Genomic DNA, 23,871 nt, shown 5'->3' with positions numbered 1-23,871 from the left:
ATGAGTTTTCGGATCGAAAAGGATTCCATGGGTGAAATCCAGGTGCCGGAGGATCGCCTATGGGGCGCGCAAACGCAGCGCAGTCTGGAGAACTTCAAGATTGGCACGGAGAAAATGCCGCTTCCCGTCATTCAAGCGTTCGCTTATTTGAAGAAGAGCGCCGCGCTCGCCAATAAAGGGCTCGGCAAGCTGGATCCGGCTAAGGCCGATGCGATCGCCGATGCCGCCGACGAAGTGCTGGGCGGACGCTGGAACGCGGAGTTCCCGCTGGCCGTCTGGCAGACCGGCAGCGGCACGCAGTCGAACATGAACGTGAACGAAGTGATCGCGCGGCGGGCGACGCAAATTCTGCGGGAGCGCGCCGGCGAAGGCAGCGTGCATCCGAATGACGACGTGAACCGCTCCCAAAGCTCCAACGATACGTTCCCGACGGCCATGCACGTCGCCGCGCTGATCGCGGTCGAAGACGACGTGCTGCCGGCGATCGATCAGCTGAAGTCGACGCTTATTCAGAAGCGCGACGCGTTCCACGACGTGATCAAGATCGGAAGGACCCATCTTCAGGACGCGACGCCCCTGACGCTCGGCCAAGAGATCAGCGGATGGGTGCGCATGCTGGAGAAGGCGGACGCCATGATCCGGCTGAGCGCGGAATCGCTGCGCGAGCTTGCGATCGGTGGCACGGCCGTCGGCACGGGGCTTAACGCCCATCCGGAGTTCGGGGATCGCACGGCGGCGGAAATTAGCAGACTGAGCGGCAAGACATTCAAGAGCGCCCAGAACAAGTTCCATGCGCTGACAAGCCATGACGAGCTGGTGTTCGTCCACGGCGCGTTCAAGGCGTTGGCCGCCGATCTGATGAAGATCGCCAACGACGTGCGCTGGCTGTCCAGCGGACCGCGCTGCGGCATCGGCGAGATCCGCATTCCCGAGAACGAGCCGGGCAGCTCCATCATGCCGGGCAAGGTCAATCCGACGCAGAGCGAAGCCTTGACGATGGTCGTCTGCCAAGTAATGGGCAATGACGCGGCGATCGGCTTCGCGGCAAGCCAGGGCAATTTCGAGCTGAACGTCTTCAAGCCTGTCATTATTCACAACTTCCTGCAATCGGCGCGGCTGCTGGCGGACGCCATCCGCTCGTTCGACGAGAACTGTGCGGTCGGCATCGAAGCGAACCGGGAGACGATCCAGCGACACCTGAACGAATCGCTCATGCTCGTGACGGCGCTGAATCCGCATATCGGCTACGAGAACGCGGCGACGATCGCGAAGACCGCTCATAAGGAAGGGTTGACCTTGCGGGAGGCGGCGATTCGCAGCGGTCTGATTACAGCCGAGAAGTTCGACGAGGTCGTTCGCGCGGAGGATATGATTTCGCCGAACGCGTAAACCCTCGCGTCATACAGCAGTAGGAGATGGGACCATGGAAGTATCGCTAGAGCTGATCGTGCGCTCCACCGAGATCGACGTGAACGGGCATGTGAACAACGCGAAATATTTGGAATACCTCGAATGGGGCCGCGAAGAATGGTACGAGCGCATGGAGCTGCCCTATGAGAAGTTTCTCGCGTTAGGCGTGCAGACGGTGACGGTCAATATCAACATCAATTATCGCCGGGAATGCAGGCAGGGCGACCGCCTAACGGTCATCACTGCGCCGGAGAAGGCGGGACGCAGCAGCTATGTGCTCCGGCAGGAAATTCGCAACGCGAATGGCGTCGTATGCGCGGACGCGCTCGTGACGAGCGTCGCAATGGACGCGGTGACGCGCGCGAGCCGCGTAATGCCGGAAGCGCTGCGAGCACTGTTCCCTGCGTGACGCATCGATGCCGTCGAAAAAGCCATTCTTAATTCCTAGGAGGCGTAAAATCATGAGCCAAAACGAAACAAATCCGTCCAACGTACTTGAACTTGCCGACGAGGTGGCCAGCCGCCGCGAGACCGACCATGCCGTTACGCCGCTGTTCCTCAATCGCTGGTCTCCCCGTTCGTTCGCGGATACGCCGGTAGCCGAGGAGACGCTGCTGACGGTGCTGGAAGCGGGCCGATGGTCGCCATCGTCCAACAATCTGCAGCCATGGCGGTTCATCGTCGCCAAGACACCGGAGCAGCTCGAGCTGTTCCAATCGTTCATCGTGCCCGGCAACCGGGCCTGGACGGACCGCGCGCCGGTGCTGCTGCTTCTCGCGTCCAACCCGCTGCGCGACAACGGGGAGCCGAACGGCTCGCACGCGTTCGATACGGGAGCGGCATGGGCGTCGATCGCGCTGCAGGCGCAAGCGCTCGGTCTGATCGCGCACGCGGTCGGCGGCTTCGACCGGGCGAAGGCGAAAGAGACGCTGGAGCTGCCGGATGGATTGGAGCTCCATGCGGTCGTGGCGCTCGGCTACCGCGGCGGCCTGGAGACGCTGGATCCGAAATTCCACGAGCGCGAAGTACCCAGCGGCCGGCGTCCGCTTCAAGAGAGCCTTATCGAAGCGAAAGCGAAGGGGTAACGGAAGAGATTCGGAAGGGCAACGCCCAGTCATACCGAGAGGGATAACGGAAGGACAGGACAAGCAGATGGCAGAGGCCGTCTGCTTTTTTGTATGAATAGAGATAGAACTATAGAGGATTCCCCGTGTTGCATAATGGAGATGCCAGAAATATAATGACCTTAATTTGGAATAGAACGTGGACAGCTCGCCGAATAGGTGTCATGAGGGCTCGTAAGGGTAGCGAGGCGGGAGTCCGTCATCTTTGAACCGAGCACGAACTCGATACGGGGAGGTTCAGCAATGGATAAGGGAAGACGCATAAAGCGTTGGTATGGAGTTTGTCTACGAGCAGCGATGCTGGCTATGGTCGCCTGCTCGCTGTTCGCTTCCCAGCCCTCGGAGGCTTCCGCGAACGGCGGGGCGCTGTCTTGGCCGCCGGCCGGGCAAGGGCCTCTGCGCTTCGACGAGAACTCGGGAATCGCGCTGGTCCGCGAGAAAATCATATATGAGATCGACCGGGAGCGTAACGATATCGCGCATGTCCAGGTTGAGTACGTGCTGCGCAACGGTAACGGGGGACCAAAGGATATCGAGCTGTTGTTCGTTACGCCGTCATTTCCCGAGGAGGAGTTCCATGTTAAGGAAGGAGATCGCGCCCTAAAGAAGACGGCGATTACGCATGTACAGCTTGAGAATTGGATGAAACGCGAACCCGCGAGAGAAGTGGTGGAACCGCTAAGCGGCAAGGTGCTTCGGTATCGGGAGCGTTCGCCGGGTACATTTAGCGGCGAACGCACGGATACGGGCTACTCGTTCCGCCTTTCCTTTACCTCGGGCGAGGAGAAAACCGTGACGATGGGCTACACCGACTATGGCGGCTTTCATCGGATCAACGTCGTGGAGACGGTTCATTCTTATCTGTACTATATGACGCCAGCTTCATTCTGGGAGGGCGAGACGGCCGTCGAGCTGGAGGTGCGCGTGCCGGATGGCAAGTATCGCTTGCATTCAAGCATCCCGCTGACGAAGTTGGACGAGGCCGCATACGGCGCTAAGCTTGACACCCTGCCGCAAGCGGAATGGCGGCTGTCCCTCGTAGATGCTTCGGGGCTGATCTACGGCACGAATTCGCCGATTCGGCATAATTTAATCAGTCTGCTCATCGTCGTGCTCGCGGCCGGCGGACTGTTCTACACGGCAATGCGGCGCAGACAATCGCTTATCATAGCGGCAGGAGCGCCGGCGATTTTCGCCTATGCTTACTTTTATGTCCAATCGGTCAGCAGCGATAAGATCCTCGATTTCTTGGCGGTCGGGTTGATTCGGGTGGTGCTCGCGGGACTGTTGGCGGCGGGCTGGCTCGTCGTTTGGTTAAGCATAAGGAAAAGAAAGGCCGCCGAAACGACAACGAGTGGGTAAGAGCAAGCTTGCTTGCAGGCGAAATACCCGCGTTCTGCGGGCCGCCCGAATGGTATAAGCACGGACAGACCGCGCGCCTGCGCTTAGTGGACGAAGGCATGGCGAAGCTGCAAGCGCGAGGGAGCGGGGAAGGCCGCCTCTTATCGGATTCAACAAAGCGTTAGGCTATTCGAAGAATGCAAGAAGAGCAGGCGCGATCAAAGCGCCTGCTCTTCTTGCGTGTCCGGGACGAACCAAAGATCGCGAAAACGGACCCAGCTGAGCGATTCCAGCGCGATGCCGCGCACGTTCGGCTGAAAAGCGGTCTTCAGGTGTTTGCGATATAGGAACATGAGCGCGCCGCGGTCCGTCAGCGTCTCTTCGATCGCGAGGAACAAGCTCCTTCGACGCGCGGGATCCGGCTCGGCCAGCACAAGCTCCACCGCTTGGTCCAGCCAGTGCCGCATATCCGGCAGCGTATGCTGCTGAAGGCTTCTGAACAAGTCCACGAGGCGCAGCTCGCGGTGCTCGTCGAGCATGACGGCGAAGAGCAGCAGGTCCGCGTCCATGCGGGCTTCGCCCTTGAACAGCTCGGCGGGGATGAGCTGGATGTCCATGTCGATTCCGGCTTGGCCGCACAGCTGCTGTATGATGCGCGCGTCGCGCTCATACTGCGGGATCGTGGCGAACAGCAGCCGATCGCCGGCAGAGCCGGAGCGGGAGCCCTTCGCCGGAGCCGGCGCAGCGATGGCGGGCGTCTCATTCGCCGGTTCGGATGCGTGGAGGCGCGAGACCCGTTCAGCCGCGATCTCATCGACGCGAGCACAGGCTTGCGCCGAGGCGAAGACCGGGGTCCCGAGAAGGCCGCCGCGATGAGCCGCTTGTCCTTCGCCCGGCCAGAAGCTGTCCGCTTGTTCGAGCACGTCGCCGGACAGAAGGCCAAGCAGCTTCCTCCGATCGATCGCCTCGTTCAACGCCGCGCGAAAGCGCGGGTCGCTAAGCGGACCTTCCTTCAGCTCGTTCACCGTCAGGAACTTGCAGGTCGTGCCGGATTGACGTACCTGCTGCCAGCCGGCCGAGGCGGCATCCGCCATGCGGACGTTGTGCATGACCTGGAAGGCGGGCAGCCGGGAAGTCTCCTGATTGGCCTCATCGCCGTCCATGGTCCACACCTCTACCCGGTCGAGAAAGCCGCGACCTTGAAAATAGGGGCCGAACGCTTCCAGCACCCAGACCCCTTGCTCGCTTCCCGTCAGCCGGAACGGACCTGTCCCGACCGGCCGAAGGCCGAATTCGGCGCCGGCAGATTCGCAGACATCCTGCGGCACGATGGAAGCCCGATTGGTCGAAAGGAAGGCAAGGAACGTCTCGTTGCGATGCGCAAGTCGGATGCGGACCGTCGTCTCGTCCGGGGTCTCGATGTCCGCGATTCCGCCGTATGCCCAGCTGTACAATCCGTTCGGCGCCAGCTTGCAAAGCCGTTCAAGCGAATATTTGACGTCGGAGGCGACCATCGCGCGCCCGTGATGGAACAGTACGCCTTTACGCAGATAAAACGTCCATAAGGTGCGGGTCTCATCCGTATCCCAGGCGTGTGCGAGATGGGGAATGATGCCTTGACCATGGGCGTCCATCCGGACAAGACCGTCGAACAGCTGGGCGACCAGATGGGATTCGCCCGCGTAATGCGTCGCGGCCGGATCCAGCGTATAGATGGTCTGCGCCAGCGGAAAGCGCAAAATATCGGAACGGGCGGAACCGTGCCGCTCGGAATGAAAGCCGAATTGCCCGCTCAGCCACTGTTGAAACTGCTCCCGGGCGCCTCCTTGATCCTCGAAGGACTGCAGAAGCGCAAGCGCCGCCTGCAAGTCCGACCGCTCGATCAGCTCCTGTGCTTCCTGAAGCGCCGTCTGCTCCACGCTCGCGAGGAAGCACAGCGTCGAGCGGTTGCCCCGTCCTCGCTTCGCTTCCCACGTCAGCCATCGTTCTTCTTGCATCCGCTTGAGCAGCATGACCATGTTGCGGTGCGTGCAGTCGATCACGCCGGACAGCTCGCCCGTCGTCGCCTCGAACGGCTCGCCGTCGCGGATATGCGCGTAATGCTGGCGGAGCGCCAAATAATGCCTGCGAATTTTCATGGAAAGATCCCCTAATTAAAATATGAAATTTCCAGTGTCTAACTTGCACTTTTTATTCCTGTTTTCATGGCTACAATATAAAGGAGAACGTCCTCAAAATGCAAGTCTATTACGTTGTTGCAAGGAGCGATTCGCGCATGAGAGATCCCGCACCCTGGCAAAAGAGATACGATCGGCTGCTGCCGATCGCGTTGCTATTCGGCGTATTCAGCCAGTACGCGCTCGTGGGACATGCCGCGGGATTATCGGTCCCGCTGCTGGTCATGGCCTTATATGCCGTCTTCTTCTACGCCATGAAAGGCAGAATCGGAGGGCTGGATCAGTGGCGGGGACAAAGCCGCTCCGGCTGGCTGCTGTTCCTCCCCATCGCGCTGCTCTCCGCAAGTTATGCCTTATTCTCGAACGAGTTGTTCCGCGCTCTGAACGCGCTGTTCATTCCGGCCATGCTGCTCGCGCAGGCGGCGCTCTTGACCCGCGCAAGCAGTAAGCCGTGGTACCGGGCGGCGTTCTACGCCGATCTGTTCGACATCAGCTTCATTCGCACGATGAAACAAGGCGCGGTCCCGTTCCGGCTGATCCGCGAGCTGATGGTTCGGGGAGGACGAAGGGAGGAGGGACGCGGGGCGGCGGGACAAGCGCTGCTCGGCTTGCTGCTCGCGGTTCCGGTGCTGATCGTGGTCGTGCTGCTGCTCGCGGCGGCGGACGGCGTCTTCCAGGCGTGGCTTGGCCGAATTCCCGCGCTGTTCGCAGACGCGCAGCTGGGCGAAGCGGTCATCCGGATTGGCTTCGCGCTCGTCGTCTCGCTGCTTGTGTTCTGCTACTTGTGGGGACTGTTATTTCCGGAGCAAGGGCCGCGAATGGCGCAGCGCCGAGGCGGCGAGCCGGTCGATGGCCGCACGGTCGACATGCGCCTGCACGCGGTGACCGGCTGCACGCTGCTCGGCAGCGTGGCCCTCGTCTACGTGCTGTTCGCCGCGCTGCAGTTCTCGTATCTGTTCGGCGCCGCGGACGGCCTGCTGCCGGAAGGGACGGCTTACGCCGCTTATGCGCGCCGCGGATTCGTGGAACTAGTGCTCGTCGCCCTAATCAATCTGGGGCTGCTGCTGCTTGGCCTTCACGGCCTGAAGCGCGAGCCGGGCGCCCTTGAGCATGCGCGCAGAACGCTGCTCGGCCTAATTGTCGGCTGTACGTTCGTCATGCTCGCTTCGGCGTACATCCGGTTGTCGCTGTACGAGGAGGCCTATGGCTACACGGTCACGCGGCTGCTCGTGCACGGCTTCATGCTGTTCCTGGCGGCGCTGCTGGCATTCGCGTTCGCGCGCATATGGCGCGAGCAGATCTCGCTGGCGAAAGCGTTCATCGGACTCGGACTGCTATCGTACGTCATTCTCAATTACGTGAATTTGGATGCGCGCATCGCCAGCCAAAATATCGCGCGCTACGAGCAATCCGGAGACATCGACGTCGACTATTTGGCGGGGCTGTCCGCGGATGCGGGGCCGCAGCTGCGGAAGCTGCTGGAGCGTCATCCGGAGCTGTCCGGCCTCGAGGCGGCCTTGACGCGGTTACGTGAAGACGCAAGCAAGGAGAAGGGCTGGCAATCGTGGAATTGGTCGAAACAACGGATGCGGTGGGAATAATAACGCCGGATCGGCAGAGGATGAAGCAAAGGCGGGGACCCTTGACGGTCCTCGCCTTGTGTGCGTCCAACGATTAGCGCGACGATAGCGGCTAAACTTTCACGCGGCTCGATCGGTTAGCCCGGCACGCGGCTTGCGCTGCTCGAGCAGCCGATGTCCGCGATAATAAAACGGAACCGCGATGAAGGTTAGCAGCATGAGAATGCCGAATATTAGCGGTCCTTGCGAGAAGCCGAGCTTATGCAGCAGGAATCCGCCCAGCCAAGCGGTTGCGCTCTGGCCGAGGAAGGCCAGGCCGCTGGCCCCGAAATACGCGCCTCGTTGATGCTCGGGGGCTATCTCGCCGACGATGACGTCGCCGTGCACGAAGCATAGAATTTCGCCGATCGTGAAGACGACCACGGACAGCGCGAGCAGGGCAGTATTGTCGAAAAGCCCGAAGCCGAAGACGCCGAGTCCGAAAAAAACGCAGCCGACCTTGAGCGCCGTAATGGACGAGTATCGTTTCATCAACCAGCCGAGCGGATATTGCAGGACCAGGACCGATACCGCGTTAACAAGGAACAGCTTGGGGTACAGGTCGATACGGTCGTGGCCCATGTACTGCGACAGCGTCGTATCCAGATGGCTGTAGGCGCCGGCGACGAACAGGTTGCCCATCAGGAAGCAGAGGAAGATGCGATCGGCGAAGACGACCTTGAAAATACGACGGAACGGCACCGGCTCCGATCCTGCTTGTCCCGCGCTGGCCGGACGGTACGAGCGGCGGACGATCGCGAGCGCCGCGGCGTAGAATAGGAAGATGACGCCGGCAATCGAGAACGGGGCGAACGAGGACGAGCCGCCTGCGCCTAATTGAAGTCCGATGAGCGGCCCGATGGCTGCTCCGATATTGATGACGAAATACCGGGCGTTAAACAAGATGGACCGCTGTTCGGCGGGCGTCACGTCCACCAGCAGGGCGCGGGCGGTCGGCTCGAACACGTTGCGGAACAAGCCGTTGCAGGCGCTCAGCAGGAAGAAGGCGGCGATGGAATCCGCCAGCGCGAAGCCCGCGAATACGAGGCTCCACAGCGTCATCGCCGTAATCATGACGGGGAAGCGGCCGAACCGGTCGGAGAGCATGCCCCCGATAAAGCTACTGCACGTCCCGGCGAACAGGCTGATGGCGAGAATCGCCCCGACGGTCGTCGGATCGATTCCTTTCGTCTGGCTCAAATAAATGCCGAGGAACGGGATTGCCATGAAAAATCCGGTGCGGGACAGGAAGGTGCCGGCCAAGATGGCCCAAGCAACGGGATGAAATCTAGGAATAAGCGAACGTGCTTGAATTGAGGTTGCCATAGGTGCGTCATCTACTTTCGGTAGGAAGTCTGCGCATGTCTTGCGTTGGTACTAATTATACGCGGCGGCCGACAGACAAAAAGGGTAGAAAACGACTTGGACAGTTCCCCTTTTCAAGGCGGGGGGCACCCATGTATGATGGAGGGCGTTAGTAGAGGGAGATTCGTTCAGCCGGAGCCTATGGCGAGGGGCTGAACGCGGCGGTTGCCGCGGAAGGGAGAGCCAGGCAGGAATGAAACGAAAAATCATCATCGGCGCGCTCGCGGCGCTCGCCGTTCCAGCGTTAATCCATTTGTCGCTCGAGGGGATCAGCCGGTATGTCAACGCGGCGCCGCCGGCAGCCGACGAGGCGAGTTTGGAGCTGGCGCCGGTTGCGCTTCTAGGTCATCAGGAAGGCACGGTGTCCGTGTTCTGGTACTCCTTCGGGTTCCCGGAATACATGTCGATCGGAACGGCGACTTTGGCCGTCTATATATTGGGGGTCGCGATCCGGACGCGGCTTCGACGACGGAGAGAACGTACGGAATAACGGACGATTGGACAAGCAGAAGGGAGCAGGATGTTAATGAAGATCGGACTGGCGCAAACACGGTTCCCATCAAGTATGACGGACGGTTTGAGCGCCATAGCGGCGATGATCGAAGAAGCGGCGCGGCAGGACTGCGAGCTCGTCTGTTTCCCGGAATCGATCCTGCCCGGCCTTCGAGGCGTTGGCTACGACGTCGAGCCTTACAATCACGGGCGAATGCGGGGGGCAGTCGAACAGGTGCGCAAGCTAGCGGCGGAGTGCGGCATCGCCGTGATCCTGCCGACGGAGTGGGAGGACGAGCTCGGCCTGCACCTGGTCGCGTTCGTCATCTCGGGGGAAGGGGAGCTGCTCGGCTACCAGACGAAAAATCAAATCGATCCGGACGAAGATCGGTTCGGCTATGTCCCCGGCGACGGCCGCCGTCTGTTCGAGGTCGGCGGCACGAAGTTCGGCATCGCAATCTGTCATGAGGGCTGGCGCTATCCGGAGACGGTCCGCTGGGCGGCGGTTCGCGGGGCCAGCATCGTATTCCATCCGATGTTCACCGGCGCAGTTACCCGTCCGGCGTTCTACGCGGCCGCGGCCGCCTGCCGAAGCGAGGAGAACCGGATTTTCTTCGCGCCCGTCAACTTCGCGCTCCCTGTACAAGGATGTCCGAGCGGCATCGTGGCCCCCTCGGGCGAGTGGCTATGCGCGTCCGAGCCGGGGCGGGAGCAGCTGCTTGCGTACGAGATCGACCCGGCGGAAGCGAGCGGCTTGCTGGCGAGGCGGTATCGTCCGGAGCTGCTGCGCTAACATCGAGATTGCTCGGCAAAAAAAAGGAGTAGCACGCGCGATGCGGCTGCTCCTTATTAGCGTGCGCTTATTACGCATCTAAATCTTGCTGGCCCATACGGCCACGCCGCGTTGATCCAGACCGGCGAGCGCGAGGGTCGGCTTGTTCCGCTGCCAATCCCAGGCGGGCGTCAGCAAGCAGGTCTCCACGACGCTGCCATAGGCGATGGCGATCGTCGTCTCTCCTGTCTGCTCCCACTGCCCGACGATGGAGCAGCATTCGAACCGGCCGTCCTCGAACAACGTCATCGGGACCGAATTCAGCACGGACTGAGGAATGAGCGGCGTCAGCTTGATCCGCTCGTATTCCCCGACGATCGACGCCCGGTCAATCGGCTGGATGCGTTCCCCGGCATAGCGCTGCGGGTTCAGGAGCGGCCAGCCGTCCGGGGTCCAGAGGATGCGGTGCACGTGCATCGTCGCGATCTGAGGGCCGCTGAAATCATGCTCGCGAATATGGCACGCCAAGTACCAAGCGTTGTCGTCGTCGCGCAGAACCGAATTGTGTCCGGGACCCATGTAGCCTTGGCCGCCGCCGAAGCGATAGCCGCCGGCGATCAGAAGTCCGATCTCATTGCGGTCGTCGTCCACGTCGTTCATATCCCGACCGTTCGGATCGAGGTAAGGTCCGAGCAGCGCGCGGCTTCGGCCGACTCTAATATTGTAATCGCTCTTCAGCGAGCCGTACGACACGAATAAATAGTAAAAGCCGGTATCCGGATTGAAACGGATGTACGGCCCCTCGATCGCGCCGTCCGCCCACTTCGGCCGCCTCGCGACGCAGACGCCGATGCCTTCCTCGGCCGCGAGTCCGGTCTCCTTGTCCAGCTTGATGATATGCATGCCGCCCCAGAAGGAGCCGTAGGCCATATAATGATCGCCCGTCTGCTCTTCGACGATGAGATTGGCGTCAATGGCGTTGACCGGAGAATCGTGGCTCGTCTTGAGCACGACGCCCCGCGGCTCGAACGGACCTTCCGCGTTGTCCGCGACCGCCAGGAAAATAGCAGACTGTCTGACGCCCCAAGTGGAATTCGAGCAATAAAGCCGGTATTCGTCGCCGACCTTGATTATATCCGGCGCCCATATGCCGGTATCGCCGACCCAATCAGACGATTCCTTCGGCGGGTTTTCGACGACTTTGCCGATGGTCTCCCACGTGATGAGATCGACCGATCGTCTGGCGATTGCGCCGGTGCAATACGTATAATATAGGCCCGTCGCCGGGTCGCGGAAGAGCGCCGGGTCGTGGGAGCCCCATAGACTGGACGGGTCCAGCTTCGGCGGCTGCTGTCCCTCGACGAATACGGGCTTCGGCGGCTGCGCGGGTGGAGCGGATGGGAAATGGATCGTCGCAGTATTCAGGTCGGTCATGGAAATCCTCCTTGAGAGATGCGCATGAAGTGCATGCCGTCGGCACAATGAAAGCGTTGGCATGGGTTAGGTTCATTCTATAAAAATATTAATATGTTTGCAAATATATTAATAAAAACATTAATACAATTATTAATCTAATATCGGGGATTTCGCTTTTTTAACTAGATAAAAAGTTATTTACGAATTAAACGTAATTTGTTAGGATGAGAGTAATTAACCTGAGAAAAACAAAGTAAGAGGTTAAATAAAGGAGGCGTATGTATGAATATTCAACGACTGTCTTGGGCTGGAATTCGAATTGAAGCAGGTGGCACCGCGGTGCTGATCGATCCAGTCACGCGCATTCCCGATCGCTTCGGCGGCGCGCGCGAACCGATGCATCCGCTGCGTACGTACGGCGAAGCCGATGTCGTCTTGGTTACGCATTTGCACGAGGATCACTTCGACCCCGATGCGATAATCGAGGCATTTGGCGCCGACATTCCGGTGTATGTGCCGTCTGCGATGGCGGACTCCGCGCGTGCAAAAGGATTGACGAACGTCATCGGGGCAGACGTAGGCGAATCCTTCGCGCTGGGGAACGGCGTGAAGGCGGCCGCCCTTCCCTCCGTCGACGGGGTCGGAGACGTGCAGGCAGCGTGGACGGTGGAAGCATGCGGACGGCGGGCGATCCATTGCGGCGATACGCTGTGGCATGGGTATTGGTGGGGAATAGCCGCCCAATACGGACCGTTCGACGCGGCCTTCCTGCCGGTGAACGGGGCGGTGCTCCAACTGCCGGGACGGCTGCCCAGCGGTCAGCCGATCTGCCTGACGCCGGAGCAGGCGGTGGCGGCCGCCGCGATTCTGACCGCGGGGATGCTGGTGCCGATCCATTATGGAACCGTGCACTATCCACCGGTCTATACCGAAACGCCGGATATCGCGGCCAGGCTCGCGGCGGCATCGGAGGGCAAGGTCGACGTGCGCATGCTGAAGGCTGGAGAGTCGGTTGCGCTTGGCTAATGAAGCGGGGAAGGGCTTGACGCGCGCTGGCGCTATAGCCAAGCAGGTTCGAATTGGGATGGTCCGCTCATAGGGGAAGAAGCAATAGAGGTTGTGGACGGCATTTCGGGGACGCGGCTTCGCTTGCGAATCTGCCGAAGGGCGAAGTCAAGCAGACAAGAGGGTGGAAACTACCGCGTTAGCGACGGTTTCCACCCTCTTTGGCATGTCACGGTTTGCGTCCCGCCCATTTGGCCGCCCAGCGGTCCATCGCCTTGAGCGCCTCGTTGAAATCCATCCCTTTCTCGGTCAAGGAGTATTCAACGGTTACGGGGACGGTCGGGATCACCTCGCGATGCACGATGCCGGTATGCTCTAAATGGCGCAGCGCATCGGTGAGCGATTGCGTCTTGACCACTTTCACGTCCCGCTGCAGCTGCTTGAACCGTTTCGGCCCCTTGTACAGCTCGGCGATGATCAGGAACGACCACTTGGCGCCTAGAATTTGGAGCACCTCGCAAATATTCGATAAATCTTCTTCCTCATGCCGAAGCTGCTCGCTCATCGAATCACCCGCTTATAAATAGTTAGTTGATCAATGCGAACGGACTATGTCCATCTGTTTTGCCTTCTTACAATAAGTTATTAACTTAACTATAATGACTGACAAGAGGGAAAACATCTGTTGAAGGAGATGGGGAGTATGAATCGGACATTGATCATGATGCTAGCGCTCGGGGGCTTCCTGGCCGGCTCCGCCGAGCTGGTCGTATCTGGTATTTTACAGCTAATCGCGGCGGATTTAAACCTGTCGGTAGCTTTGGCGGGACAGCTCGTCACCGCATATTCGGTCGCGTTCGCGGTTGGTACGCCGCTAATTATCGCATTCACATCGAAGCGCGAACGCAAGGACGTGCTGGTCGGCTCGCTCGTTCTATTCGCGCTTGGCAGCGCAGTGGCGTTCTTTAGCACGAGCTTCGCGGTTCTTGTGCTATCGCGCGTCGTGCTTGGCATCGGCGCGGGATTATACAGCGTGGTTGCGCTCAGTTCGATCGCGAAGCTCGTGCCACCGGACAAAATCGGCCGCGCGGTCGGCATGATCGCCCTCGGCTTCAGCCTCGCGATGGCGCTCGGGGTGCCGATCGGCGTGGCGATCGCGGAATGGTGGAGCTGGCGCGGCATTTTCGCCTTGCTGGCGGCGCTCAGCTTGCTGGTCGCCGGCGCGCTCGCGAAGCTGATGCCGAACATAGCCGGGGGAGCGAGCGTTCCGTTCGTCCAACAGGCGCGTGTACTGCGTAACCCCGTCATTCTGGCCGGCATCGGCGCGGCGTTGTTCAACAGTATGAGCCACTCGGTCATCCTGACGTATTTGGCGCCGTATTTGCAGACGATTTACGAGGTCGGCGCGGGCGGCGTCGGGGTCATCATGCTCGCATTGGGCTTGATCGGGGTGTTCGGCTCGCGTCTGGGCGGCAGCGGCGTTGATCGCTGGGGCGCGGGGGAAATGCTCGTGCTCAGCATGGCGGCGGGCGTCGTGACGCTGGCGTTAACGCCGCTGCTGTCGGCAACGCTTGCCGGAGGTCTCGCGTTGATTATCCTCTGGATGGGCTCGGTCTTCATGTCCGCTCCGGCGCTCAATGCCTATCTGATCCGGCAAGCCGGCGATGCTGCCGATCTCGTGCTCGGACTGAATACGCCGGTTATTCACCTGGGGCTGGCGCTCGGGGCAGCCGCGGGCGGCGTGCTGTCGGATGCTTCGGGCACGGTGCTGTATCATCCATGGCTCGGCAGCGTTATGGTGACGATTGGCGTCGCGGCAGCGGTATGGTCGAGCGGCACAGCCAGACGTAAAGGGTCAGCGGCAAAAACGGCGGTTTGAAGCGGGGGCTATTGCGCCAAGCTGCCCGATCCGAAGCCAAAGTGACAAAAACGTCACCTTCCTGCCAGCCGCCGCGATGGATAGCTCTCTTCATCCGGTCTATAGTAAGGACAGGAAAGGGAGGATGCGAACGTGCAAGCCATCATTCAAACGAAACAATTATCCAAGCATTACGGAAAAACGCAGGTGCTGAACAATATCGATCTTACTGTGAACGAAGGGGAGTTTACCGCCATTATGGGGCCGTCCGGCTCGGGCAAATCGACGCTGATGAACGTGCTGTCGACGATCGACCGGCTGTCGGGCGGCGACGTTTGGCTGAAGGGACAATCGCTGCTGGCGCTGAACAAGCGGGCGCTGCGCGAATTTCGCCAGTCGCATATGGGCTTCATTTTCCAAGACTACAACCTGCTCGATACGCTGAACGTGAAAGAGAACATTCTGCTGCCGCTATCGCTGCGCAAGGTCAGGTCACAGGAGATGGAAGCCCGCTTGAAGGCGATCGCGGAGGCGCTGGGCATCGAGAGCATCCTGGACAAATATCCGAGCGAAATTTCGGGCGGCCAGAAGCAGCGGGCGGCGTCGGCGCGCGCGATCATTACCGAGCCGTCGATCGTATTCGCCGACGAGCCTACGGGCGCGCTCGACTCGCGCTCGGCCACGGGACTGCTCGAGCAGCTCGTTCATTTGAACGACACCTTCGGCACGACCATCCTTATGGTGACGCACGATCCCTATGCGGCGAGCTATTGCGGAAGAGTGATCTTCCTCCGGGACGGCGGCATCGTCAGCGAGCTGTATGCGGGCGACCAAGGACATAAGGCGTTCTACGACCGGATTCTGGATACGCAGAGTCTGCTCGGGGGAGGCAAGCGATGAGCCTGCTCGATCTGACGCTGCGCAACGTGCAGCGGAATTTCCGCCTGTATACGATTTACCTGGTTTCCATGATCATCGGGGTCGTCATTCATTTCACCTTCTCGTCGCTCATGTTCAACGACGATATTCTAAGCGCGCTGGAGAACCGGGATAATTTCCGGATGGGCGTGTCGGTCGCGTCCGTGGTCGTATTCGTGTTCATTATTTTCTTCATTCTGTACGCCAATTCGTTCTTCATGCGGCAGCGCAAAAAGGAATTCGGCACGTACCTGCTCTTCGGCATGCGCGAGGGGCAAATCACGCGGATGGTGTTCTACGAAACGCTGGTCCTCGGCGCGGTATCGCTGGTATGCGGCATCCTGCTCGGGGGCCTGCTCTCGAAGCTGTTCGGCATGCTGCTCATGAAGCTGATGCAATACGACAGCGTCATCTCGCTATCCTTCCCGCTCGGAGCGGTCGGGACGACGGTGGCCGTGCTGCTGGCGCTCGCGGTCTTCGTCACGCTGCAAAGCCACTTCGTTATCCGCCGCGTCCAGCTGATCGAGCTGTTCCGGGCGAAGGAGCGGATGGAGAAGCCGATCGATGCGAACAGATGGCTGGCGCTGCTGGCGGTCGCGCTGCTCGCGGCGGCATTCGTCGTCATCGGCGGCGGGGCGACCTCGGTCATGTGGCAGGAGTACACGCTGGTGAGCATGATTATCGTCACGATCGGCATCATCGGCGGCACCTTCTTGTTCTTCCGCCAGTTCACGGGCTGGCTGCTGCAATATATAAGCGGAAGGCGGCGGTACTTCGAGGGCGGCACGATGCTGTGGACGTCCGCGCTGCGGTTCCAGGTGCGCGGCAATACGCTCAATCTGACGTTCATCACGCTGTTCGGCACGCTGATCATGCTGCTCACCTGCTTCGTTACAATCAACTACAAGGTCCAGTTCGACGCGGTCGGCATGAATTTGCCGAACGACATCGCCTATGAAGCGAAGGACCCGGCCGTCCGGACGGAGGCGGAAGCCATCATCGCCGAGTCCGCGCACGGCATCGTGTGGCATCGCACGCTGGAGGCGCTCGCGTCCGATCCGACTACGCCGGTGGACGATGCGTTCGAGAATCCCGAATATTTTTTTCCGCAGGTGCTGCTGGTGCCTCAGCAAGCGTACAACGAGCTCGTCAAGCTGCGCGGCGGCGACCAAACGGTCTCGCTTACGGGCGACGAAGCGGTATCGCTCTCGCAGGGGACGGATTTCGCGACGACGTTCGAGGGGGGCGACGTCAAACGGCTGGAGCTTGCGCTGGGTTCGCGTACCGCCGCGTTCAGCGTCGTCGAGAAGAAGGACTACGCGCTGCTCGGCTGGGCGAGCGATCCGGTGCTCTCCATGGTGAAGAAGCCGGCGGTTCTCGTGGTCGCGGACGAAGCTTATGCGTCCTTGCAGACGGACGCGGCGCGCAGAACGTTCGAAATCTACGATATCGAGGACGCGAAGAACGCGGAGGCGCTGTCGAAGGAGCTTCACGCGCTGGTGACGAAGCAGCCGGAAGCATATTACTCCTCGTTCGCCGACGTCTACTCAAAGCAGATCGAGGGCTCCGCGCTGCTGCTGTTCGCGAGCGCCTTCCTCGCGGTCATCGCCGTCTTCGCGCTGGCGAGCGTCATCTACTTCAAGCAGCTGCGCGAGGCGACGGAGGCCCGGGGGCAGTATGCGATTTTGCGCAAAATCGGGGTGCGGGAGGAGCAAATCCGCGGCGCCGTCCGCAAGCAGCAGCTGTTCGTGTTCGCGCCGCCGCTCGCGCTGGGAATCGCGTTCAGCTGGTTCATCATCAAGGTGTACATTCTGGATTCGGTGAAGGACTTTCCGGGGCTGACGGCCGCGGTGTGGGCGATCATGGGCGGCTATTTCATCATCTATTTCGTCTTCTACCTCGCGTCGGTGAACTTATATTACCGGTTGGCGAGCGCACGGGGATAGGGGATAGTAGGAGCAGCAAAAAACCGCAAGCGAACGGCTAGGATGCCGCGTGCTTGCGGTTTTTGGCGTCTTTCTCGATTGAACGTCCGGGCTAATCGTTTTCTTCCGCAATCGCCACGCGCCGCATCGACCAATGCACGTCGTGATGCTTCGGAAAATGGATCACCATCTCCGTGTACGCGCCGGCCACCGACGAGCAGGTCATGTAATGGCCGAGCCGGTTCGAGAGCTCCTGCGCGAGATAGAGTCCCATGCCCGTCGATTTGGCCTGCGTCTGCCGCCCGTTCGTCCCCGAGAAGCCGCGGTTGAACACGCGCGGCAAATCCTTCGCTTCGATGCCGATGCCGTTGTCCCGGATGACGAGCTGCTTCTCCTGCGCGAAGACGCGGGTCGAGATGACGATTTCCCCGTTCTCAGCCGTGTATTTCAAGCTATTCGTGAGGACTTGGTCCGCGATGAATTGGAGCCACTTCGGGTCGGATTGGACGGATAGCGACGGCTCCATCCGCAGATCGATCCGGATTTTGCGCGAGATGAACGTCTTCGCGTGGCGTCTGACGATGCCTTTCATGAAGGACGCAAGCGCGACTTCGCCGATCTCGTAATCTTGGCTGAAGCTGTCCAGCTTCGCGTAGTAGAGCGCCTGATCGACGTAATGCTCGATGCGGGCCAGCTCCTCTTCCAGGCTTGCCGGGTCGATCTGCGTCTGCTGCATGAGCCGAAGCACGGAGATCGGCGTCTTGATCTCGTGGAACCACGACACGATGAAATTATAATGCTCGCGCTGCTGCGCCTTCGCTTCGTTGAGCGCCTGGATGTGCCGGCGCTCCATCCGCTCCATGGCTTCGCGGTAGGCGGCCGCCTCCATCGACAGCGGGCGCGTCTCCTCGTCGTCCATGTGCCGGATCGCGCTTGCGCTCAGCGCGAAGCGGTACAGCGTGAAGCCGGCGGCGATGATCAGCGCGAGCGCGCAGGCGTACAGCACGGTGCTCCAGCGCCATAATACGCCGGGGTCGGTCATGAAGACGAGGGTGACGACCGCGACGACCGCGAGCAGGGCGAACAGGTAAGGCCGCTCGTACGCCAGGAACCGCCTGAACTTCATTCGACGATATACCCCATTCCTTTGCGCGTCGCGATAAAGTCTGCAAGGCCCAGCGAGGCGATCTTGCGCCGGAGCCGATTGACGTTGACGGTCAGCGTGTTGTCGTCGACGAACTGCTCGTCGTTCCAGAGCGCCTGCATCAGCTCCTCGCGCGAAATGATTTTGCCGATGCTGCGCATGAACGTCTGCAGCACGATGAATTCGTTGCGGGATAACTCGACGCTCTGCGTCCCCGCGGCGATCGACGAATTGGACAGGTTGAACGTGAGCCCGCCGTGCGCCAGCTGCAGCTGCTCGTCCTGGTAGGTATAATTGCGGCGCAGCAGCGCATTGACCTTGGCGACGAGGACGCCGAGATCGAACGGCTTCTGCACGAAATCGTCGCCGCCCATGTTGATCGCCATGATGACGTCCATGTTCTGATCGCGCGAGGAGAGGAACAGGATCGGCACCTTCGAAGCGGCGCGGATACGCTGGCACCAGTAGTACCCGTCGAACACCGGCAAATTGATGTCCAGGATGACCAAATGCGGCTGGGCTTGTTCGAATTCCTCCAACACCCGGTCGAAGCGGACCGCCTCGGTCACCTGCATCTGCCACTTGCGCAGCGTGTCGGCCACGATCGCACGGATCTTGTCGTCGTCTTCGACAAGCAGGATATGAAACAAGGAAGAGACCTCCTTTGGCGAATTTGTCGTGTTTTAAGTATAGCATTTCGGAACGATCAGGGGAGCGGGACGACGATTTCCGAAAATAACCATTAGCAAATATTGACAGGTGGGCGGTTGTTTGTTAATTTTGTCTTAAGTCATTATTTAAAACTGAGTATAGATTGTTAAGTATAAACTTAAGTCAGATCGAATGGAGAGGATCGTTATCGAACCCATGATCGAGCAGCAGCAGCAGTTGTTGGAGTTCGGCTACTGCGAGCCGCTAGAGTTCATCGCCGCGCTCTCGATGGCGGCCAAGAAGGATTTCATGCTGGAATTCGGCCGGGAGATGGGCATTGCGCTGGACGAAGAGGCGACGAACATGCTGGAGGGAATGATCGGCCGGCTGTCCCGTCACGTGAAGCGGGAGATGAATCTGCTCTTCGGCAAAAGCACGCTTTACGACCGGCTGGACGCCGGCCTGTACAACGTCTTCTTCGGCGGCGAGGAGGCGGCCACCACGAAGGAGTGGTTCGAACGCTATCGCAATTGGGACGCGCTCGATCTGGTGTATATGCTGCTGGAGGCGGTGTACGAGAGCGCGGGAATCGACTGGCTGGATGGGAGAGACGCCGCTTCGGTCCGAACGGATGCGCAGCTCCTGCCGCTGCTGGCCGCCGCGCATCCGCTGCCGGATGCGGAGCTGCACGCCGAGCTGCTCGATTGTGCCCGTTATCCGGAGGAGTTCCGGCACCGGACCGTCCTGCTGCTGGAATCGTTCTGGACCCATGCTTTTCTGCCGGAGCGGGAGCGCCTCGCGGCGTTCGGCGAGGAAGGCGCTCGGAAGTACGAGGCGCTGTTCGCGGCCGATCCCGAGCAGTCTTTCGCCCGCATCGCCCGGATCGATCCGAAGCTCGTCACGAAGCGGACGCGCGTGCACGTCAGCTATATTTCGCAGGTGTGCATGTTTTTCAACGCCGTCGATTGGCGCGGCGACGCGTGCAGCTGGATGTCGCTCGGCTACTTCAACGACGCATTGGAGCGCAGGCAAGAGGATAAGGACATGACCGAGAAGTTCCTGAAGGTGATCGCGGACAAACGCAGGCTCGACCTGCTGGAACTGCTCAAGACGCGCAATCATTACGCCGGGGAGCTGGCGCAGTTGATGGCGCTGACGCCGGCGGCTATCAATTATCATACGAACCTGCTGATCGATCTCGGTCTGATCCGGATTACGAAGGCGGACGGCCGCATCTATTACGAGCTCGACGCCGATCGGCTGTCTATGCTGATGGATCAGACCAAACGGATGTTGTTGAACTAAGGAGGGGAACGAAATGAGCCATTACGTGTTCGAAGCGCAGGAGATCAGCCAGCTCTATAAGAAAGGCAAGAACACCAAGCTGGCTAACGATAACATATCGCTCGGCATCGAGCGGGGCGAAATTCTCGGGGTGCTCGGTCCGAATGGGGCGGGCAAATCGACGCTGATCAAGCAGCTCGTCGGCCAGCTCAAACCGACGTCGGGCCGGGTGCTGTATGAGGGCAGCGAAGTATACGCCCAATCGCGCCGCGTCGCTTCGGAGGTGGCCTATTTCTCGCAGGACCCGCATGTGCTCTCGGATTTGCTCGTCATGGAGGCGCTCGTCTTCACCGCCCGCCTCCGGGGGATGGAGGCGCGCGCGGCGAAGCGCGAAGCGCAGGCGCTGCTCGAGCTGTTCGAGATGAGCGAGCTGTCCGGCAAGAAGCTAAGCCGAATCTCCGGCGGGCAGAAGCGGATGGTGGGCATCGGGACCGCGCTCATCGGCCATTCGCCGGTGCTCATCCTGGACGAACCGACCAACGAGCTCGATCCGAAGAAGCGCCGCCTCGTGTGGAATTTGATCGAGGAGCATAACCGGCAGGGGGCGACGATATTGCTCGTGACGCATAATGTGCTGGAGGCGGAGCAGGTCGTCGACCGGGTGGCGGTCATCAACCACGGGAAGCTGCTGGCGATGGACGCGGTCGCGAAGCTGAAGCAGCGGGTCGATCAGCGGCTCCGGTTCGAGATCGGCACCACGATGGGGCAGCGGGAAACGGCGGAGCGTGAGCTGTCCGCGTGGGGTATCGTGCAGGAGGGCGGCGAGAACCGCATCCGGCTGCTCGTCGAGAAGCACCGGGCGGCCGCGCTGCTGGAAATGATTATCGCGCGGTCGGACCTTGCGATCGAGGAATATTCCGTTCTTCCGCCAAGTCTGGAGGACGTCTACTTCCACATCGACCGGGAAGCGGAGAAAGGGGAGGCCTTGCATGAGAGGGTCGGTTAATCCCGCGCCGCAGGCCGCGATCGCGGTGCCTACGGGCTTGGGCAGATGGTGGACGGAGCTGTCGATCCTCGTGCGGATTCAATTCGCGACGATCCGCAACAGCTGGGTGTGGATTATCGTCATGGCGACGCTGATTCCGATGACGACGATTATTTTCATGCGGTTCTTCATCACCGATCCGTCCTACGAGAACATTGTGCAGATCTTGGCGGGCAATTTGCTGTTCGGCATCATCGTCATGGGGCTTAACGGCTTGGGACAGGAAATTTCGTTCCAGAAGCATCAGGATCACTTTACGTTCTACGCCTCGCTGCCGATTTCCAAATTCAACTTCGTGCTGGCCAACATGATCCGCGGCTTGATGAGCACCGTGCCTTCGTTCGTCATCCTCTTGTTCCTCGGCCAGTGGATGTTCGACGTGACGCTGCACATGACGCCCGCGCTGCCGCTCGTGGCGCTGCTATGCCTGACGAGTGTCGTCGGCGTCGGGATCATCCTTGGCTTCTGGTCGCCGAGCCATCAGCTGACGAACATTCTATGCCAAGCGCTCATGATGCTCATTACGTTCCTGTCGCCGGTCATGGTGACGGCCGACCAGCTGCCGACGGTCGTGCAGTGGATCTCGTACGCGCTGCCGACGACGTACGCGGCGGATGCGATGCGGCAGGTGCTGCTGCACGGTTGGACGACGGGCGTCCTGATCGATTGCCTCGTCATGCTCGCGTTCAGCGTGCTGTCGTTATTCATCGTCAGCAGGCTGGTCAGCTGGCGGGTGAACCGGTAGCGGTAGCGAAAAGCAAAGCCCTGTTCGCTTCACGCGAACAGGGCTTTTGGGTTGAGGTGCTGAGGCCCGACAAGGGCTACTCATAACGAATATCAATCTTCTCCGCCGCCTGATTCCAGTCCACCTGCGCGCCGAGCTGCTCGCTAATGAAGCGAAGCGGCAGGTAGGAGGTGCCGCTGACGCTGAACGGCGGCGTTTGAAGGTTGACCGCTGCGCCGTTCAGCTGTGTGATCCCCGTCTTGTAGTTGATCGTGATGCGAAGCGGCTTGTCCGGATCGACGCCCGTTAGCGTGACGGTCTTGGCATGGTCGTCCCAACTCAGCTTGGCGCCAAGCTTCTCGAAGACGGAGCGCAGCGGGACGAACGCTTGACTGGCGCGCGTCACGACGCCGTTCGTCAGCTCGACCGATTCGCCGTTCAAGATGACGGCGATCGGCTTCTGCACGGGGACGGGCAGCTCGTGGCTGAGCTCGTAATCGCCGTAGCCAAGCTCCGCGTTCTTGTTGAATCCCCACCCCCAGAGCGAGCCGTCCTTCAGCTGGAAAATGAGATGCCGGCTTGCTTCCACCTCTTCTACGCCCGTCGCGAGCAGGTTGAACTTGGCGTTCGGCGCTAGTTTGACGCCTTCCACCGATGTTTCATAAAGCTTGCCGTCGTCGGTCAGCGCGACGAGTCTGCGCTCGGCCAGGTAGGCTTCGCGTACGTCTTGGACGGCGCTAAGCATGACCGGTTGCTGCTTGTAATAGACGACGCCGTCGGATTGGCCGGTGACCGTCTTCCCCCAGAACCATAACCTGCCGCTGCGGTCAATGGCCGCCGAGCCGTTGATCTTCGCGATATTCGAGAGGCCGCGGACCTGCGCGGGCTTCACGTCTTGACGGCCCGTCTCGGCCACTTCTTCGGGGAGCGTCCACACGGTGCCGTCATGCTTGAGCCCCGCGTTCCGCTCGATGTCCAGCATTCCGCTCCAGCCGGGAACCGGCGAGAAGCGCGCAAGCTCCGGCGCGCTTCGGACGACCGAGCCCTCCTTCTTCAGGAACACCAGCACGCTCGCTCGATCATACGCGGGGGTCACTTCCTGATAGGCCGCGATTTTCGCCACGCCCTCGATGCCTTCAATCTTCCTCGTCTTCGACGGCACGAGTCCGTGCGGGTTCACGGGAACGGCGAAGACCGCGCCGCTCGCGTCGGCGATGAGCGCCTCGTCTTCCCAGTAACGCAGCACCGATGCGAGGCCGACCGCGCCGGGGATCTGCTCGATCGTTACGCGGTTCGTCGCGGCATCCCGCTGCCAATGCCAGACCGTATCGTCTTCCTTCACGACCAGCTGCTCGGCGAAGGCTTCCTTCACATCCGTCAGCCCGTGTACTTGGGTCGGGACGGCCTGCTTGCCGCTCCACGCCCAATATGAGCCGTCTTTCTTAATCAGCGATGTGGGCGAAAAGTCCGAGATGCTCCCTTGAAGCGCGGCCGCCGAAGTCGGGAACGCCAGCTGCAGCGAAAGCGCCGAAGCCGCTAGGAGCGCGGTGAGCGTTTTTTTCATCTATGCGATGCCTCCTCCGGGTCGTCATTTTACTTGA

21 protein-coding genes are annotated in these 23,871 nt (G+C 60.5%); 14 read left to right on the top strand and 7 right to left on the bottom strand.

Features of this window, described 5'->3' with window-relative positions:
* The 4 genes from fumC (at window position 1) to ACFSKT_RS21490 (ending at window position 3,896) form a co-directional block, all read left to right on the top strand.
* A complete protein-coding gene (gene fumC / locus ACFSKT_RS21505; RefSeq protein ID WP_377718166.1) occupies window positions 1–1,389 on the top strand; it encodes a class II fumarate hydratase in 1,389 nt (462 codons plus the stop codon).
* A gap of 34 nt (window positions 1,390–1,423) precedes the next feature.
* Window positions 1,424–1,819, top strand: a complete 396-nt coding sequence (locus tag ACFSKT_RS21500; RefSeq protein WP_377718167.1) for an acyl-CoA thioesterase — start codon at window positions 1,424–1,426, stop codon at window positions 1,817–1,819.
* Window positions 1,820–1,871: 52 nt separating this feature from the next.
* On the top strand, window positions 1,872–2,495 hold the full coding sequence (locus tag ACFSKT_RS21495; protein ID WP_377718168.1) for a nitroreductase family protein: 624 nt from the start codon (window positions 1,872–1,874) through the stop codon (window positions 2,493–2,495).
* Between the two features lie 282 nt (window positions 2,496–2,777).
* A complete protein-coding gene (locus ACFSKT_RS21490) occupies window positions 2,778–3,896 on the top strand; it encodes a hypothetical protein (protein WP_377718169.1) in 1,119 nt (372 codons plus the stop codon).
* Between the two features lie 197 nt (window positions 3,897–4,093).
* Here the strand turns inward: ACFSKT_RS21490 and ACFSKT_RS21485 are convergent, their stop codons facing one another.
* Window positions 4,094–6,013, bottom strand: coding sequence for an ABC transporter substrate-binding protein (locus tag ACFSKT_RS21485; protein ID WP_377718170.1), 1,920 nt, complete (start codon window positions 6,011–6,013; stop codon window positions 4,094–4,096).
* Between the two features lie 137 nt (window positions 6,014–6,150).
* Here ACFSKT_RS21485 and ACFSKT_RS21480 point away from each other — a divergent pair, with 137 nt between their 5' ends.
* A complete protein-coding gene (locus tag ACFSKT_RS21480; RefSeq protein ID WP_377718171.1) occupies window positions 6,151–7,653 on the top strand; it encodes a DUF4153 domain-containing protein in 1,503 nt (500 codons plus the stop codon).
* Window positions 7,654–7,752: 99 nt separating this feature from the next.
* Here ACFSKT_RS21480 and ACFSKT_RS21475 read toward each other — a convergent pair whose 3' ends face one another.
* The gene (locus ACFSKT_RS21475; RefSeq protein WP_377718172.1) at window positions 7,753–8,997 is read right to left on the bottom strand and encodes an MDR family MFS transporter; all 1,245 of its coding nucleotides are present in this window, start codon (window positions 8,995–8,997) and stop codon (window positions 7,753–7,755) included.
* Between the two features lie 232 nt (window positions 8,998–9,229).
* On the opposite strand from ACFSKT_RS21475, the gene ACFSKT_RS21470 reads away from it, so the two are divergent.
* Together ACFSKT_RS21470 and ACFSKT_RS21465 are read left to right on the top strand one after the other, a co-directional pair.
* Window positions 9,230–9,526, top strand: coding sequence for a hypothetical protein (locus ACFSKT_RS21470; protein WP_377718173.1), 297 nt, complete (start codon window positions 9,230–9,232; stop codon window positions 9,524–9,526).
* 30 nt (window positions 9,527–9,556) lie between these two features.
* Window positions 9,557–10,321 (top strand): carbon-nitrogen hydrolase family protein, encoded by a 765-nt coding sequence (locus ACFSKT_RS21465; protein WP_377718174.1) that lies wholly within the window; start codon window positions 9,557–9,559, stop codon window positions 10,319–10,321.
* A gap of 78 nt (window positions 10,322–10,399) precedes the next feature.
* Here ACFSKT_RS21465 and ACFSKT_RS21460 read toward each other — a convergent pair whose 3' ends face one another.
* Window positions 10,400–11,734, bottom strand: coding sequence for an arabinan endo-1,5-alpha-L-arabinosidase (locus ACFSKT_RS21460; RefSeq protein WP_377718175.1), 1,335 nt, complete (start codon window positions 11,732–11,734; stop codon window positions 10,400–10,402).
* A 264-nt stretch (window positions 11,735–11,998) separates the two neighbouring features.
* Here ACFSKT_RS21460 and ACFSKT_RS21455 point away from each other — a divergent pair, with 264 nt between their 5' ends.
* On the top strand, window positions 11,999–12,742 hold the full coding sequence (locus ACFSKT_RS21455) for an MBL fold metallo-hydrolase (RefSeq protein WP_377718176.1): 744 nt from the start codon (window positions 11,999–12,001) through the stop codon (window positions 12,740–12,742).
* 208 nt (window positions 12,743–12,950) lie between these two features.
* Here ACFSKT_RS21455 and ACFSKT_RS21450 read toward each other — a convergent pair whose 3' ends face one another.
* Entirely contained in the window at window positions 12,951–13,286 is a 336-nt protein-coding gene (locus ACFSKT_RS21450) for a winged helix-turn-helix transcriptional regulator (RefSeq protein WP_377718177.1), read from the bottom strand.
* Window positions 13,287–13,424: 138 nt separating this feature from the next.
* Here ACFSKT_RS21450 and ACFSKT_RS21445 point away from each other — a divergent pair, with 138 nt between their 5' ends.
* The 3 genes from ACFSKT_RS21445 (at window position 13,425) to ACFSKT_RS21435 (ending at window position 17,443) form a co-directional block, all read left to right on the top strand.
* A complete protein-coding gene (locus ACFSKT_RS21445; protein ID WP_377718178.1) occupies window positions 13,425–14,600 on the top strand; it encodes an MFS transporter in 1,176 nt (391 codons plus the stop codon).
* 132 nt (window positions 14,601–14,732) lie between these two features.
* Entirely contained in the window at window positions 14,733–15,479 is a 747-nt protein-coding gene (locus ACFSKT_RS21440; RefSeq protein WP_377718179.1) for an ABC transporter ATP-binding protein, read from the top strand.
* Window positions 15,476–17,443, top strand: a complete 1,968-nt coding sequence (locus tag ACFSKT_RS21435) for an ABC transporter permease (RefSeq protein ID WP_377718180.1) — start codon at window positions 15,476–15,478, stop codon at window positions 17,441–17,443. The genes ACFSKT_RS21440 and ACFSKT_RS21435 overlap by 4 nt, the downstream gene beginning before the upstream one ends.
* A gap of 91 nt (window positions 17,444–17,534) precedes the next feature.
* On the opposite strand, the gene ACFSKT_RS21430 is transcribed toward ACFSKT_RS21435, so the two are convergent.
* Window positions 17,535–18,548, bottom strand: a complete 1,014-nt coding sequence (locus ACFSKT_RS21430) for a sensor histidine kinase (RefSeq protein ID WP_377718181.1) — start codon at window positions 18,546–18,548, stop codon at window positions 17,535–17,537.
* Entirely contained in the window at window positions 18,545–19,216 is a 672-nt protein-coding gene (locus tag ACFSKT_RS21425) for a response regulator transcription factor (protein ID WP_377718182.1), read from the bottom strand. Before ACFSKT_RS21425 ends, ACFSKT_RS21430 begins: the two co-directional genes overlap by 4 nt.
* Before the next feature lie 217 nt (window positions 19,217–19,433).
* Between ACFSKT_RS21425 and ACFSKT_RS21420 the strand changes: the two genes are divergently transcribed.
* Genes ACFSKT_RS21420 through ACFSKT_RS21410 form a run of 3 tightly spaced genes read left to right on the top strand, consistent with a single transcriptional unit; the run spans window position 19,434 to window position 22,291 of the window.
* Window positions 19,434–20,522, top strand: coding sequence for an ArsR/SmtB family transcription factor (locus tag ACFSKT_RS21420; protein WP_377718183.1), 1,089 nt, complete (start codon window positions 19,434–19,436; stop codon window positions 20,520–20,522).
* Between the two features lie 13 nt (window positions 20,523–20,535).
* Window positions 20,536–21,507: an ABC transporter ATP-binding protein gene (locus ACFSKT_RS21415; protein ID WP_377718184.1), complete on the top strand. Its 972-nt coding sequence runs from the start codon at window positions 20,536–20,538 to the stop codon at window positions 21,505–21,507.
* Window positions 21,491–22,291 carry an ABC transporter permease gene (locus ACFSKT_RS21410; RefSeq protein ID WP_377718185.1) on the top strand — a complete coding sequence of 267 codons (801 nt, stop codon included), beginning with the start codon at window positions 21,491–21,493 and terminating at the stop codon, window positions 22,289–22,291. The genes ACFSKT_RS21415 and ACFSKT_RS21410 overlap by 17 nt, the downstream gene beginning before the upstream one ends.
* 76 nt (window positions 22,292–22,367) lie before the next feature.
* Here ACFSKT_RS21410 and ACFSKT_RS21405 read toward each other — a convergent pair whose 3' ends face one another.
* Window positions 22,368–23,834: a stalk domain-containing protein gene (locus ACFSKT_RS21405; protein ID WP_377718186.1), complete on the bottom strand. Its 1,467-nt coding sequence runs from the start codon at window positions 23,832–23,834 to the stop codon at window positions 22,368–22,370.
* Between the last annotated feature and the right edge of the window lie 37 nt (window positions 23,835–23,871).

This window comes from Paenibacillus xanthanilyticus (genome assembly GCF_042682185.1).
Classification (GTDB): domain Bacteria; phylum Bacillota; class Bacilli; order Paenibacillales; family Paenibacillaceae; genus Paenibacillus_Z; species Paenibacillus_Z xanthanilyticus.
This window is presented reverse-complemented; position numbering and strand designations above follow the sequence as displayed.

Coding starts and splice junctions, on each gene's coding strand:
- fumC (WP_377718166.1), top strand. CDS start 1: ATGAGTTTTCGGATCGAAAAGGATTCCATGGGTGAAATCCAGGTGCCG.
- ACFSKT_RS21500 (WP_377718167.1), top strand. CDS start 1,424: ATGGAAGTATCGCTAGAGCTGATCGTGCGCTCCACCGAGATCGACGTG.
- ACFSKT_RS21495 (WP_377718168.1), top strand. CDS start 1,872: ATGAGCCAAAACGAAACAAATCCGTCCAACGTACTTGAACTTGCCGAC.
- ACFSKT_RS21490 (WP_377718169.1), top strand. CDS start 2,778: ATGGATAAGGGAAGACGCATAAAGCGTTGGTATGGAGTTTGTCTACGA.
- ACFSKT_RS21485 (WP_377718170.1), bottom strand. CDS start 6,013: ATGAAAATTCGCAGGCATTATTTGGCGCTCCGCCAGCATTACGCGCAT.
- ACFSKT_RS21480 (WP_377718171.1), top strand. CDS start 6,151: ATGAGAGATCCCGCACCCTGGCAAAAGAGATACGATCGGCTGCTGCCG.
- ACFSKT_RS21475 (WP_377718172.1), bottom strand. CDS start 8,997: ATGGCAACCTCAATTCAAGCACGTTCGCTTATTCCTAGATTTCATCCC.
- ACFSKT_RS21470 (WP_377718173.1), top strand. CDS start 9,230: ATGAAACGAAAAATCATCATCGGCGCGCTCGCGGCGCTCGCCGTTCCA.
- ACFSKT_RS21465 (WP_377718174.1), top strand. CDS start 9,557: ATGTTAATGAAGATCGGACTGGCGCAAACACGGTTCCCATCAAGTATG.
- ACFSKT_RS21460 (WP_377718175.1), bottom strand. CDS start 11,734: ATGACCGACCTGAATACTGCGACGATCCATTTCCCATCCGCTCCACCC.
- ACFSKT_RS21455 (WP_377718176.1), top strand. CDS start 11,999: ATGAATATTCAACGACTGTCTTGGGCTGGAATTCGAATTGAAGCAGGT.
- ACFSKT_RS21450 (WP_377718177.1), bottom strand. CDS start 13,286: ATGAGCGAGCAGCTTCGGCATGAGGAAGAAGATTTATCGAATATTTGC.
- ACFSKT_RS21445 (WP_377718178.1), top strand. CDS start 13,425: ATGAATCGGACATTGATCATGATGCTAGCGCTCGGGGGCTTCCTGGCC.
- ACFSKT_RS21435 (WP_377718180.1), top strand. CDS start 15,476: ATGAGCCTGCTCGATCTGACGCTGCGCAACGTGCAGCGGAATTTCCGC.
- ACFSKT_RS21430 (WP_377718181.1), bottom strand. CDS start 18,548: ATGAAGTTCAGGCGGTTCCTGGCGTACGAGCGGCCTTACCTGTTCGCC.
- ACFSKT_RS21420 (WP_377718183.1), top strand. CDS start 19,434: ATGATCGAGCAGCAGCAGCAGTTGTTGGAGTTCGGCTACTGCGAGCCG.
- ACFSKT_RS21415 (WP_377718184.1), top strand. CDS start 20,536: ATGAGCCATTACGTGTTCGAAGCGCAGGAGATCAGCCAGCTCTATAAG.
- ACFSKT_RS21410 (WP_377718185.1), top strand. CDS start 21,491: ATGAGAGGGTCGGTTAATCCCGCGCCGCAGGCCGCGATCGCGGTGCCT.
- ACFSKT_RS21405 (WP_377718186.1), bottom strand. CDS start 23,834: ATGAAAAAAACGCTCACCGCGCTCCTAGCGGCTTCGGCGCTTTCGCTG.